This is a genomic window from Enterobacter sp. 725m/11 (assembly GCF_011683705.1).
Classification (GTDB): Bacteria; Pseudomonadota; Gammaproteobacteria; order Enterobacterales; family Enterobacteriaceae; genus Enterobacter; species Enterobacter bugandensis.
Window position 1 is genome coordinate 13263 of the sequence record NZ_JAAQOK010000007.1, and the last position, 13272, is coordinate 26534.

The window sequence follows — 13272 nt, forward strand, 5'->3', positions numbered from 1 at the left end:
ACCAGTGTAAGAAGCTTTTATTACAATTTTATAACACGATGACGGAAGGATGGGGGCATCCGTGCCCCGGATAACGAGGTGGAACGCTTAGAACTCGTAGCCAACCGAGACCTTAAAGGTACGCGGTTCGCCCTGAGTGATGTAGGTACCGGAATCGTCCACGCTGGCCCAGTAGTTCTCATTGGTCACGTTGTCGATGCCCGCGCGCACGGTCATCTGGTTTGCGTTGTGGTTCACCGCGAAGCGATAGCGCATGCCCAGATCCAGCGTGGTGTAACTATCCAGCTTTTTGCTGTTCGCGAGGTCGGCATACTGCGTGCCGGAGTGGTTCACGCGCGCGGTCGCTGTCAGGCCGTCAACCGGCTTGATGTCGTACTCCGCGCCCAGCACGGCGTAGAAGTTCGGAATACCAATTGCATCGTTGCCCTGGTTCACGCCGTTTTTGGTTTTGGTTAGCTCCGCCTGCAGCCAGGTGGCGCTGGCGTTCAGACGCATCCCGAGCATCGGCTCGCCGAAGACGTTCAGCTCCACGCCACGGTTACGCTGCTCCGCATCCAGGCCGTAGTGATTGTTAGCATCGAGGATCGCCGAGGGCATTTTAATCTCAAACAGCGCCAGAGAGCCGCCCACGCGCCCGAAGTCCGCCTTCACGCCCACTTCGTTCTGCTTAGAGTGAACGATGCCGGTGCTCTGGCCGTAGTTGGTGGCGGTGTTAGGTGCGGTTTTGCCCGGCTGCAGCGCTTCGGTGTGGTTGGCGTAGAGGGAAATTTCTTCCCACGGTTTGTAAACCACGCCGTAGGTTGGCATCCAGCGGCTGCCGTCGAAGCCGTCCGCGTCGTTTTCTGCGCCGGTAATTTTGTTATACCCGCGAACGACCACTTTCTGATGGCGCGCGCCTGCGGTGAACAGCAGCTTGTCATCAAGCACGCCCAGGGTATCGCTCAGCAGCCAGCCCTGGGTGCGGGTGCGCCCGCTGGTCAGCGGATCGCTGTATTTACCACCGGAGCCGTTTAAGTTGGTGCTGTCCGGCATATCCACGCCGGTGTTGTGGTAGATGTTGGTGGTCGGGTTATCCTTCGCCGCCGACATTTTCCACGCGATTTTTTCGTTTTTGGTCATCGCGGAATAGCCAACGTTGACCTTGTGCGATACGAAGCCGGTAGTGAAGTTACCGCGAATGCCCGCCATCCCGCTGACGGAATCGCTGATGCGGTTGGTATCCAGACGGCTGACCGTTGCGTTACCGCTCTTGTCCACCAGCTTCGGCGCGCTGTAAATCCCTTCTTCATGCGCGTGCTGCGCGCCGAGGCCGGTATAGGCCGTCCAGCTATCGGTGATGTCGTACTCGCTGCGCCACATCCCGAACTCGTTTTCGATATCGCTGTAGGCCCACTTCTGCGAGAAGTTACGATCGTTCTTCGGTGGTTCTGGCACGAAGTCCACCGCCGAGATGTTGACGCTGGTCGGGCTGCCGTGGAAGGTTTTTTTCTGATAGCCCAGATCCAGCGAGGTGCGGAAGCGGTCGCCTTTGTAGTCCAGGCCGGTGGAGAGCAGCGTGGTGCGGCGGCGATCGTTCGGTACGCCGGTTTCGCCTTCACGATGCACGAGGTTCACGCGCGCGCCGAACTGGTCGTTATCGCCAAAGCGACGCCCCGCATCCAGCGTGGTGCCAATCTGGGAATCCGAGGTGTAGTCCACGCCCACTTTCGCCTGCGGCGTTTCCCCGGCATGCTTTGGCTCAAGGTTAATCATCCCGCCCACGCCCGAGCTTGCCGCGCCGTTCATCAGGGAGTTTGCCCCTTTGAAGATCTCAATGCGGTCAACCATCTGGGCATCCACCACCTGACGCGGCAGCACGCCGGAGAGGCCACCGAAGGTCATGTCGTCGCCGTCAAACTTCAGGCCGCGAATGCGGAAGGTTTCTGCGCTGTTGCCGTAACCCTGCACAAACTGCACGCCCGCGTCGTTGGCGACCACATCAGCAATGGTTTTCGCCTGCTGATCTTCCACCAGTTTTGAGGTGTAGCTGATGATGTTGAACGGCACGTCCATGGCGTTCTGCTGGCCGAGCATCCCCATTCGCCCGCCGTTCGCCACCTGTCCGTCAAGGAAGGCCGGCACCAGCTGGTCGCCACCGGGTTTAAAGTCACCGGCAGGTGCAGACTGCACAACGATGGTGTCTTCTTTTTTATCCTCTGCCGCCCAGGCGGAATGTGTAACCGCGCCAATGGCGAGCGCCAGCAGCGTTTTGTGCATTTTGGTGTTGTTCATCGTTAACTCGTTTGAAAGTGCGCGCAAAAATAGCCCGTGGACGGGCTTTAGAATATATTGGTTGCAATGCAAATGAGAACTATACGCATTATCTATGCTTTGGCAAGCGCAAATCTCTGCAGGATCCTGCTCAAATTAATGCGTGATAAAAGGGGATGCTCCCTTGCGCTGAACCCTTTGAGATCACACGCACGGAAAATGAGGCCATTTTGGCAACCATGACGCAAATACGACACAAGGAGAAAATCAGGATGGTTTGAAACTGGCGTAAGTGCCTGTTTCTAAATGGCACGCCCTGTAGGATTCGAACCTACGACCTACGGCTTAGAAGGCCGTTGCTCTATCCAACTGAGCTAAGGGCGCACTGAGAAGAGTGAACTTCGCGGTGGTGAAACGCGAAGAATTATACGGTCAATGTCAGGTGAGTCAATGCCTTTTCCGTTTTCGGGGGCAATTACCGCTAGCCGATTGTAAATACGGCTATTTTCTCAACATTTCTCGCTGTTTCACCGTAAAATTTAGCGCTGCGAAAAGGCTTAGTTGTATTTAAGTAACGCCTGCTGTTTTCCTGCTCGTCGGCTCGTCACACTAGAGCGAGGTTTCCCGGCCGCCTGGAGGCTGACAGACAACAGGACAATGGAGTGACAGCGCAAAACCCGTTCGATACGCCCCCCCGATTACAGTTTATTTCTCAGGACATCGTCGGCATCAAACTGGAGCCTGTCGTCGCCCTCACCTCTCAGCGTCAGGTTGGCGTGGAGGTGCTTAGCATTCTGTCCGAAACGCAGCACAGCGAGGATTTTTTTCGCCATCAGTCGGCAGGCTGGTCAATGACGCTGCTTGAAGCGCAGCTTGCCGCACTAAAAAAGACGCCGCACGGTAATAACCTTTTTATTAATCTGCCGATAACCGTTATGACAGAGCCAGCGTCTTTTCAGCGGCTCATCAATCTGAAAAACACGCCGCTGAATATCGAGATTGTTGATCTCTCTGCCTTTCTGGCTTTCTCTGCCGCACAGAAGCAGCGCGTCATTCAAAACCTGTCGAAACTCCGGGAACAGGGGCACAGTATATGGCTGGATGACATCGACGAAACGGTCATTCAGCCGTTTTTATTTTGTCGATTACCGTTGAACGGCATCAAAATTGATAAGGGCGCATTCTGGCGTTTACGCGCCACACCCGCGCTGAGGCAGCTGGTTTTACGTTGCTTTCAGCTGGCCGGGAGCGTGCTCATCGAAGGTATTGAGACTGAACGCGATCGCACCTGGGCACTGCAGGCAGGCGCAGATCTCGGCCAGGGATATTACTGGCCGTCCTGGACATGGCCGGAGGATTAAAGAGCCATTTCCAGGAGGGAGACCATGCGAATGACAGTGCGCCGTTACCGGCGGCGGCGTACAGGAAGTGATGCACTGGGATTTACGCGCTCACCTTTTGCTCCCCCCTTTTTCGACCGGCTCGAGTTTTTGAGCCAGTCCATCAGCCAGCCCCGAAAAACCGACGCTCCGTTTATCATTCTGGTCACGGAGGATCATTTTCTGCGCACCGGTTTTCTCAATGGACAGTTTCCCCTGAGCAGCTGTTGCGACTATATCTCACTGGATGATGCGCTCGGCGCTCAGGCACAATGGCCTTCAGCGCGTCTGGTGGTGGATGTAGAAAGCCGTTCCACCGGGCTGATTGATCAACTGGATCAGTTAAGAAGGCATAGCCTGTATCCCCCCTTCCTGACGCCGTGGCTACTGGTCCGGGCAGATAATTATGATACCCGCCTCTTCTGCAAAGCGGCGGGGCCTTTTCACGTGCTGGAACGTCAGATGAACGCGGCAGGGCTTCAACACAGCCTGATGGATGCCCGCCCACCGCAGGGGTCCGATAAAGACTGGTTTTCCCGCAATGAATGGCCCATTTTGCAAGAGCTTGCCCGCGGTAAGACGCTGCGTCAGATTGCCCTTCTGCAGAATCGCCCCTATAGCCGCATTATCTATCGTCTCAGCTGCATCCTGCTTAAGCTGGGGCTGAGCCATCGCCAGGAATTGTTACACCTTCTTAATAACCTCTCTGACTGCACGTTTTAACTTACGCACTAACTTCTTATTTCCTAAAGCGCTTTAGGAATTTACTTACCATGCATGTTATGAAATGGTTAAATTTTAACAATGTATTCGATTTTATAACTATTCCTAATTTATGGTTCGGAACCATGTGAAATGTCACAGAATGAACCAAAGGCAGCACTTTCCTCCATCCGTTAAGTGAATGCAGAAGGCGTTAATAAGATGATAATGATGTAAAAACAAGCAGCTTCGCTTAACTCTCCAGGAGCTGAAAGCAAAGTGGATAGCATGTTCTCCTGCGCGATGATGGCGTGACGTTGATGCGCCTTAAGCACTTTCAGATGAAGGTTTGACACCTTGCGAGGGCACTTTTTCGCCTCTTTGACCCTGGGTCGCCCGCCGAATCGACGGCCTTTTTTATTAACAATTACGCAACATAAAGAGACATCTGTTATTTTTTGTTATTACATAAAGATGAAAAGATGCGGTAAATGGGATAACAGGATATTTCCGCTAAATTTAAAAACATAGCCATTAAGATCCAGAAGATAATACAAACCAATAAGCGGAGACTAATTTACAGGGTTTTCGGAAAAAACTTACTCTGTATAATAAGATGCGTACCAAATCTGAATAAGAAAAATCTTTTTGCCAACACCAGCCAAATGAGATGACCGCGCTGAGGCACTGTTCTTTTCATTACGTAAACAAGGATGCTTTCGCTCTTTCCAGGGAAATACTACGGTATAGGGATCTGCACTTTATATCCTTCCGGCATTTCGAGAGTTTTACAAAACTCTGCATAACGCTTTTAACAATCTGAGGCATTAAAAATGAAACCGGCATCCGTTATCATTATGGACGAACATCCTATCGTCAGAATGTCGATAGAGGTCCTGCTACAGAAAAATAAAAATATCACAGTCAAGCTTAAGTCTGGCGATAGCCATGAAGTTCTTGACTGTATTCGCAATCATCCTATCGATTTGGTGATCCTTGACATCGAACTTACGGGCACAGACGCCTTCGCTTTACTGAAGAGAATCAGAAACTTAAACAAAGACATCAAGATTCTGTTCCTCTCCTCTAAATCAGAGTTATTTTACGCGGGTCGTGCGATTCGCGCCGGGGCCAACGGCTTCGTCAGTAAACGAAAAGATTTGGGTGAGATCTACAACGCCGTAGAGATGATTCTGATGGGTTATTCTTTTTTCCCGTCGGAAACGCTGAATTTTATAAACCATATGGGTTCGGGAAAAGGGATGGCAGCGGATATGCCATTATCGAATCGCGAGGTCACGGTATTACGTTATCTGGCGAATGGATTATCCAATAAGGAGATTGCTGAACAGTTACTGTTAAGCAATAAGACCATCAGTGCGCACAAATCCAATATTTATTCCAAGCTTGGCGTACAAAGCATCGTGGAATTAATAGATTACGCCAAAGCGCACGAGCTGCTATAACCTGAATTCACTCCCTGCAGTTTATCCGAGCTGCAGGGAGTGCGGTCAGTGCTAATTATAATTAATCATGAAGGTAGCATCCGCATCAGCCCGTCCGGGCTGAGGGTTATCGGCCGTGGCAATATAATTGGCATAAAATGATAGGGTCGCATTCCCCTGTGCATCAACCGTCACCGGCTGGCTGGCCTGCTGAAGCGCCAGACGCGTTTTATCCGCATCCCTGATCTCGACGGCGACGTGGCTCGCTGTACTGGCATCATTCAGCGCCAGTAACCCGCTATTGCTCCCGTCAGCCTTACCCGAGAACGTAATGGACGCCGCCCCGGGCGGACAGCCGGTCAGCTTCAGCGTGAAGGGCATAGGTTGCGTGCGGCTCCCCGTGGTGTTGAGTTGCTTCGTGGGCCAGGTGCCCAGCGTGACCGTTTTGTCGCTATCGTTACCCTCTGCGACGCAGGTGAAATCGACAATATTGCCGTAGAGCCGAATATTAATTTCGCCCAATGCGGTTTCCGCCTGAGCCTGGGTGCAAAGCGCAAAGAGCGCCACGGTGATAAAACGGATCCCGTTTCGCATGTCTGCTCCTTAGTCGTAATCCACACGCAAATATCCGCGCGAGGTAAAGCGTCCTTCCGCTGGCTTGTTGCCCGTCACGCTCACCGGCCAGACCCGGATCCCCACCTGCGCCTGCGCGCTGTCGTCCAGGCGGAACGGAATTTTGCTCGTCAGGTTGTTAGGCGTGAGCGGCGCACCGCTCTCGTTGGCAATGATAAACCCCACATCCGGGTTATCCGACACCACCACATTATTGGAGACCTTTTCAGCCTCGACGCGCATCGTCAGCATAGCGTTTGCCTCCACGTTGGTGCATTTAATCGCGATGGTTTTGCTTTGCGATGAGACGCCCTCCGGCTTGTTACCCACGCCCGCCTTGCTGAACAGGGAGGCGCCAATGTCGCCGAAATCAAATTCAACCACATTGCCGGCGTTGATGGCGCAGCTCTGCGGCACCTGAATGGTTCCGCTGTAGCTGATGGTGTAGACCGGCGTGGTCAACGGATCGGAGGAGGTGGTGGTGACGTAAACGCGGAACATGGTGGCACGCGGGATCACCACCATATTGATAAAGCGTCGGGTCACCTTAAGACGGAAAATAAGGCTGGAATCCTGCACGCCAAACGGTTTGTTTTTTGAAACGTTCGGATGGCTCCCCATCTGGATATAGTTTTTGGGTGGATAAAACGCGCCAGCATAGCTATCCGTGATCTTCATCGCCCCGTCCAGATAGTCGTTAAGCTTCAGATACTGATAGCCATCGCTGGTCCCGGTGATCGGGTAATCCGTCACGTAGCTGCGCTTGGTGGTATTCCCGACGGTGCCCTTCGGGCAGACGGCGTTTACCCCCACCCACTGCGATTTCTCGCTGAGGGTGACAACCTGCCCAACCTGGTTATTCGAGCTGTTGAATTTATCCGTCAGGTCGTAATGCACCTCCGTCGGCACGCCCTTTTCATTGACGCACACGGTGGCTAACGCGTTTGTCGCGGGCAGGAGTGCCAGAAGCGACAAGGCAAAGATATGGATTTTAATCACAGCGGATCCCCTTAAGTGTGATCGCCTGTTGCAGGCTCTTTTCAGGCAAGCTGTAAGGCGCACGGCACTGGGACTGCGCCCCGTTACCCCACTGGACCAGCAGTTCGCCTTCCAGCGGCAGCCCACTCAAGTAAATTTGCCCGTCATCCCCCACCATGCTGGTCACGCCGCTCTGGGTTTCGCGCACCACGGCGCCGAACGGCACCGGCTGGTTGCCGCGCGTTACCGTCAGCAGGGCGCGCACGCCAATGCGGGTATCAAAGCTGGCGCGGACCAGCGCGCCTTTGGTCGGCACCACGCTGCTCACGTTGTTTTCGATGTCGGTGTTGTTGCTCATGGTATTGGTATCCAGCGCCACGCGGTTATAGCGGTAGACGGTGGCATACGGCATGACCGCGTAGCCTCGCCAGTCGGTCTTCACGCCGGTCTGGTTTTCCACGCTGACGCCTGATGCCCCCGGCGCCTTAATCAGCACGTTGGTATCGCCCAGCGGCTGGCTGAAGGTCACGCCGTCTGAATGGCCAACCACCCCGCCGGAGAGCTGCCAGTTGAGATCGTGCTGATCGCGGGAATAGTTGTAGCCCACGCCCAGCGTGCCGTAGGTTGCCTGCCAGTTGGCGCTGGCGCTTCCGCTTGAGCCGTTGGTGCTGGCGTGTCCCTGGGTCACGCTGTAGTTCAGGTTGCGGTCCTCAAGCAGCGTGCCGCTGACGCCGGTTTGCCAGCTCGTGTCGCCATCGCTGTTTCGGCTGGCGGATGCGGTGGCATAGGCGCGATCGATCGCGCTGTCCCGGCGATAGCCCTGGCGGGTAAAGAGGCTAAACGGTACGGAGACGTTAAACGACGCGATCCGGTCGGTACCGTCGATCCCGACGGATTTGTTCCACGACCATGACAGGGAGTAGTTGATCCCCTTCACGCCCCCCGCGTAGCCCAGCTGATACCAGAGGTTCGTTTCGTCCGTCCCCCAGTAGGTTTGCTCGCTCCCGGAGATATAGACCGAGCCGTAATCCCCCAGCGACTGGGAAATGTTGAGCTGGAAGCGGCCTTTTTTATTCCACGTCAGGTTGTGATAGCTCTGCACGTCCGGCACATCGTTATCGTCCTGGCTATCGGCATACTGGTAGCCCTCCATTGAGCGCCAGGCCACGTCGTCCAGGGTGTAAAACCCCTTCGTTGAGTAGCGGTAGCCCAGCAGCTGGAAGTTGGTGCCAAACCCGTTCAGCGATTTTGCATAGAGAAAACGCAGCGATTGCCCTTCATGTTTGCTGTCGTCCGCGAGCTGGCTGCGGGCGTGGGTGATATCGACGGAGACTGCGCCCCAGTCACCAAGGTTTTTCCCGGCACCAACGGCCACTGCGGTATAGCGTGACGCCAGCTGGGTGCCGCCATAGAGCGTAACGCCGTTAGCAAGGCCGGTAATCAGGGTGCCCTGGGCGAAAAACGGTGTATCCTGGTCGCTGTTACCGCTGCGGTAATCCCCCGCCACGAGGTCATATTTCCAGCGCCCTTCACGCTGCAGGAGCGGCACGGTGGAGTACGGCACGGTGTAGCGCTGCTGGCTGCCGTCTTTCTCTTCCACCGTGACGTCAAGGTCACCGCTGGAGGAGGTCGGGTTAAGATCGGTAATGGCGAACGCACCGGGCTGGACGTAGCTTTGATAGATAACGTAGCCGTTCTGGCGAACCACCACTTTGGCAGGCGTACGGGCAATACCGCGTACGGTCGGCGCGTAACCCTGCAGGCTGTCGGGGTACATGCTGTCAGACGAATAGAGCCGCCCGCCGCGAAAACCGACGCTGTCGAAAACGTCATTCCCGGTGTTGCTGTCGCCCAGCACCAGCTCACTTTTCAGTGGGATAACGGTGCGCTGCGCCCAGGTGCCAATATTCTGCCACTCGCTGCGCCGCTTCCCGTTATTTTGCGTGTAGCGCCATGCGCCGTTGTTGCGTAAACGCCAGGCACCATAGTTCAGCCCGCTCTGCAGGTTCAGGTAATAGCTGTCGTCTTCGCTTCCCCGGTTGCCCGTAAAGCTGTAGTTCACCAGCGCGGCGGGAATGCCTTCATCCCACTGTTCAGGCGGAATATAGCCGCGCGCGCTGTTTTGCATTGCCACCTGCGGCAGGCTGACGTTCAGGCGCTGTGAAGCAAAGTTAAATACCGTTTCGCTGCCGGGAATAGCCGTGGTCAATGGAACGCACGTTTCACCCTGCACCTTCGCCAGCTCGGGAAATGCGGCAACGTTGACGCCAAAGCGATCGAGCATCGCGCGCGTAATGCACGGCGACAGGCCGCCCGCCACCGGCGGCGTGTTCTCGGCCTGTTCAAAACGCACGTCCTGGGTGCCGATAAACTCATCGTTACGCCAGATATCCACGCGATAGATGCCGGGTGCCTGCTGGTGCCCCTGTTCAAAACGTGACAAATCCGCCACGCTGGCGGTGTCGTCGGATAAGAAGGCCGGGTTGAAGTAGCTTTCGCTCCAGCCAGCCTGCGGCCAGAGCGCGGCCATCAGCGCCAGTGCAACCGGGCAGTAACGTCCCTGGTGGTTTTTCATCGCCCTGACTCTGCTCACAGGTTGACGCTGCGCGCCGGTGTAATGGCACCGTAGTCATTCACGCTCTGCCAGGAGAGCGTACCGCCAGCCCCGGCAGGCAGCACCTGCTGAGCCGAGTTTTTCGGCGCGACCATCAGGTTTTCCAGCGTCTGACCGCCCAGCTTCAGGTTGACCAGAGTGATGTAATACGGCGAGGCGTTGCTGACTTTGAGATGGTTCCCCACGCGCTCAAAGCGCAGCTGGGAAAGCGCCTCATCCGGCTGCATCGCCAGGTTATTCGGGCGCACAAACAGCTTGATGCGCGAAAGGATCGCCAGCTGCAGCACGTTATTGTTTTCCGTTTTCGCTTTGTTCACTGACGGGATCGCCTTCACGTTCATGTAAAAGAGCGATTCGCGATCGGCGGGCAGCGCGGGCCCGGCGTAAATAATACGCAGCGTGTTTTCGCTGTCCGGCTCGCTAACGAACAGCGGCGGCGTGACGGCAAAGGTTTTTTCCTTTTGCCCGCTGGCATTTTCGATCCACGCGTTAATTAAGTAGCGTTCTTGTTTATTGCTGTTGGTGATCGCCAGCGACGTTTGCTTCGCATCCGCCGGATAAATAACGCGCGTGGCCCCCAGCGCAATACCGCCGGAAGCATTCGCGCAAGCAGAAACCATCATTAAAATAAACGATAAAAGCAGTCCTGGTTTAATTAGCATATTCATCAAAACCGTACCTTTAATAATGTGTTCGCAGGTGTTATGGATAAATCAACGTAAACCAGACATCCGACTGAATATTGCCTGGCACGAGGTGTTCGGAAATAGCGCGATAGCGGGCGCTAAAATGAAATGCGAGCTCGCTGGTATTCACGGGCAACCAGCTGACGGCCGTCGCATTCGGGATAATCTGACGCTGCTGCTCATCAAAAAGCGCCAGCCCTACGCCGCTGCTGACAGGCGTTTCACCTGGCCGCGATGTCGCCAGAAAAACCTGCGGATCTTCCGCGGGCGTCACGCCCTGAAACTGGATCCCCACGATGCGAGAGACATCCACGCTGCAGTCCAGCAGCCGCACGGTGAACGGCACATTAACCGTTGAAAAGCTGCCCACACCGGAAAATGAATTGGTTCGGTACTGCCCCATGTCGATGCGCATATTCTGGCTGTCGGGCGCCACGGCGCAGCCGCCGTTTACCAGCTCCCCACGAAGATGCACCTTGCCGCCTTCGATCACCACGGTATGCGCCGATGCCGGGCAGGCCATCGCAAGGGTTAACAGCAGTAGTGTTCCAGTCCTTGTCATCCTTCGTTCCTGGCAGTAGCGTATGACGGGCCTCGTCCCTGAGGCCTGAACATCCCTGTGCGAGGGTATTATTCGTATTTCATTACGAAGGTGGCGTCAGCGTTCGCCTGGCCTGGCTCGGTGGTTGCAGCCGTTGATTTGTAGCGCGCGGTGAATTGCAGGGTGTTAGTCCCTTTAATCAGGTCTTTCGCGGCAGAGAAGGTGGCACCGTCCGGGGTCAGCACGCTGGATTTGCTGTCGAGGATCTCGATACCCACGCCTTTCGCGGTGTTGTCGTTGTTACCGGACGTCACGGCCAGCAGGGTTTTGTCGGTCGCGTCGATCTGGCCGGTGAAAGCAACGGCAGCGGTTTTCGCAACCAGCGGATCGCAGTCATTCAGTTCAATGTTGAACGGAATATTAGAGGTGGTGTCGCCCACTTTGGTGAATTTCGCGGTACGATACTGACCGAGATTAACCGTCTGCTCGGAAGAATCGGTATTTACTGAACAAGCAGCATTAACCAGTTCACCTTTAAAATGCACGGTACCGCCATTTACGGTAACCGGCGTAACGGGATCGGCTGCATTAGCGGCACCCGCGACCAGGGCCAGTGTTGCAATAACAGAAGAAGCAATGTTGCTGAGTTTCATGTCTATTCCTTTAAAATGTAAATAACCCTTCCCGCGAAAAATCGGGAATAAGAAATACGTTCAATTGCGTAATTGAAAACTTATTTCGGAGGAGACAAAGTAGCTCAGGATGTAATTTTTAAATATGTCAAAACACTGCCATTTCGCCAGGTCACATCCTAATCCCGTCTAAGAAATTGACCATCACTTAAGAAGGGTTTTTGCGCCTCACGGATGAAAACTCGTAAAGGGTGACTGACAGCGGCGCTCGCTTCTGACAAAATACAGGCAATCCCCCCTTTCAAACGTTACAGACGGAATCTTCTCTCTGATGGCAGCAAAGATTATTGACGGTAAAACGATTGCGCAGCAGGTGCGCTCTGAGGTCGCGGAAAAAGTGAAGGCGCGTAAAGCCGCCGGAAAACGCGCTCCCGGGCTGGCCGTTGTGCTGGTTGGCAGCAACCCGGCATCACAGATTTATGTCGGCAGCAAACGCAAAGCGTGTGAAGAGGTGGGGTTCGTCTCCCGCTCTTACGATTTGCCGGAAACCACCAGCGAAGCGGAACTGCTGGAACTTATTGACACCCTGAATGCCGATAAAGAGATCGACGGCATTCTGGTTCAGCTGCCGCTGCCTGCGGGCATCGACAACGTGAAGGTATTGGAGCGTATCGCGCCGGATAAAGACGTCGACGGTTTCCATCCGTACAACGTGGGCCGCCTGTGCCAGCGCGCGCCGCGTCTGCGCCCGTGCACCCCGCGCGGCATCGTGACGCTGCTGGAGCGTTATAACATCGACACCTACGGCCTGAACGCCGTGGTCATCGGCGCGTCCAATATCGTGGGCCGTCCGATGAGCATGGAGCTGCTGCTGGCCGGCTGCACCACCACAGTGACCCACCGCTTTACCAAAAACCTGCGTCACCACGTTGAAAACGCCGATCTGCTGATCGTCGCGGTCGGCAAGCCGGGCTTTATTCCGGGCGAGTGGATCAAAGAGGGCGCGATTGTCGTGGACGTCGGGATTAACCGTCTGGAAAACGGCAAAGTGGTCGGCGACGTGGTGTACGAAGATGCGGCGGCTCGCGCCTCTTACATTACGCCAGTGCCGGGCGGCGTTGGCCCGATGACTGTAGCAACGCTGATTCAGAATACTTTGCAGGCATGCGAAGAGTACCACGATGTAGAGGAAGCATAAGATGGCCACATTTTCATTAGGCAAACACCCGCACGTTGAGCTGTGCGATCTGCTCAAGCTCGAAGGCTGGAGCGAAAGCGGCGCGCAGGCGAAAATCGTTATCGCCGACGGGCGGGTTTTAGTCGACGGCGTGGTGGAAACCCGCAAGCGCTGCAAAATTGTCGCCGGCCAGACCGTGAGCTTTGAAGGGCAGAGCGTGACCGTGACGGCCTGAGTCCTCCTCACCCTCTCCCCA

General features: G+C 55.2%; 12 protein-coding genes and 1 tRNA gene. 5 read left to right on the forward strand and 8 right to left on the reverse strand.

Features of this window, described 5'->3' with window-relative positions; translation table 11 throughout:
* Window positions 1-87: 87 nt before the first annotated feature.
* Complete coding sequence (locus HBA26_RS04385) at window positions 88-2271, reverse strand: TonB-dependent siderophore receptor (protein ID WP_126345082.1); 2184 nt, start codon at window positions 2269-2271, stop codon at window positions 88-90.
* Window positions 2272-2557: 286 nt separating this feature from the next.
* A tRNA-Arg gene (locus tag HBA26_RS04390) sits at window positions 2558-2634 on the reverse strand.
* Window positions 2635-2912: 278 nt separating this feature from the next.
* On the opposite strand from HBA26_RS04390, the gene HBA26_RS04395 reads away from it, so the two are divergent.
* From HBA26_RS04395 to fimZ, 3 genes are all read left to right on the forward strand, one after another.
* Window positions 2913-3611, forward strand: coding sequence for an EAL domain-containing protein (locus HBA26_RS04395; protein ID WP_126326935.1), 699 nt, complete (start codon window positions 2913-2915; stop codon window positions 3609-3611).
* 24 nt (window positions 3612-3635) lie between these two features.
* On the forward strand, window positions 3636-4352 hold the full coding sequence (locus HBA26_RS04400; protein ID WP_028012233.1) for a response regulator transcription factor: 717 nt from the start codon (window positions 3636-3638) through the stop codon (window positions 4350-4352).
* 812 nt (window positions 4353-5164) lie between these two features.
* Window positions 5165-5797, forward strand: a complete 633-nt coding sequence (gene fimZ, locus HBA26_RS04405; RefSeq protein ID WP_028012232.1) for a fimbria biosynthesis transcriptional regulator FimZ — start codon at window positions 5165-5167, stop codon at window positions 5795-5797.
* Between the two features lie 51 nt (window positions 5798-5848).
* On the opposite strand, the gene sfmF is transcribed toward fimZ, so the two are convergent.
* The 6 genes from sfmF to fimA all read right to left on the reverse strand — a co-directional run bounded on the left by sfmF (window position 5849) and on the right by fimA (window position 11860).
* Window positions 5849-6370 carry a fimbria assembly protein gene (sfmF, locus tag HBA26_RS22855; protein ID WP_028012231.1) on the reverse strand — a complete coding sequence of 174 codons (522 nt, stop codon included), beginning with the start codon at window positions 6368-6370 and terminating at the stop codon, window positions 5849-5851.
* A 9-nt stretch (window positions 6371-6379) separates the two neighbouring features.
* On the reverse strand, window positions 6380-7387 hold the full coding sequence (fimH, locus tag HBA26_RS22860; RefSeq protein WP_041911033.1) for a type 1 fimbria D-mannose specific adhesin FimH: 1008 nt from the start codon (window positions 7385-7387) through the stop codon (window positions 6380-6382).
* The gene (locus HBA26_RS04415; RefSeq protein WP_126345083.1) at window positions 7380-9941 is read right to left on the reverse strand and encodes a fimbrial biogenesis usher protein; all 2562 of its coding nucleotides are present in this window, start codon (window positions 9939-9941) and stop codon (window positions 7380-7382) included. Before HBA26_RS04415 ends, fimH begins: the two co-directional genes overlap by 8 nt.
* 14 nt (window positions 9942-9955) lie before the next feature.
* Window positions 9956-10648, reverse strand: a complete 693-nt coding sequence (gene fimC, locus HBA26_RS04420) for a type 1 fimbria chaperone FimC (RefSeq protein ID WP_028012228.1) — start codon at window positions 10646-10648, stop codon at window positions 9956-9958.
* A gap of 34 nt (window positions 10649-10682) precedes the next feature.
* Window positions 10683-11228, reverse strand: coding sequence for a type 1 fimbrial protein subunit FimI (fimI, locus tag HBA26_RS04425; RefSeq protein WP_028012227.1), 546 nt, complete (start codon window positions 11226-11228; stop codon window positions 10683-10685).
* 68 nt (window positions 11229-11296) lie between these two features.
* Window positions 11297-11860, reverse strand: a complete 564-nt coding sequence (gene fimA, locus HBA26_RS04430) for a type 1 fimbrial major subunit FimA (protein ID WP_028012226.1) — start codon at window positions 11858-11860, stop codon at window positions 11297-11299.
* A gap of 310 nt (window positions 11861-12170) precedes the next feature.
* On the opposite strand from fimA, the gene folD reads away from it, so the two are divergent.
* Both folD and ybcJ read left to right on the forward strand, forming a co-directional pair.
* Entirely contained in the window at window positions 12171-13037 is an 867-nt protein-coding gene (folD, locus tag HBA26_RS04435; protein ID WP_028012225.1) for a bifunctional methylenetetrahydrofolate dehydrogenase/methenyltetrahydrofolate cyclohydrolase FolD, read from the forward strand.
* 1 nt (window position 13038) lies between these two features.
* Window positions 13039-13251: a ribosome-associated protein YbcJ gene (gene ybcJ, locus HBA26_RS04440; protein ID WP_045356450.1), complete on the forward strand. Its 213-nt coding sequence runs from the start codon at window positions 13039-13041 to the stop codon at window positions 13249-13251.
* Window positions 13252-13272: the final 21 nt, after the last annotated feature.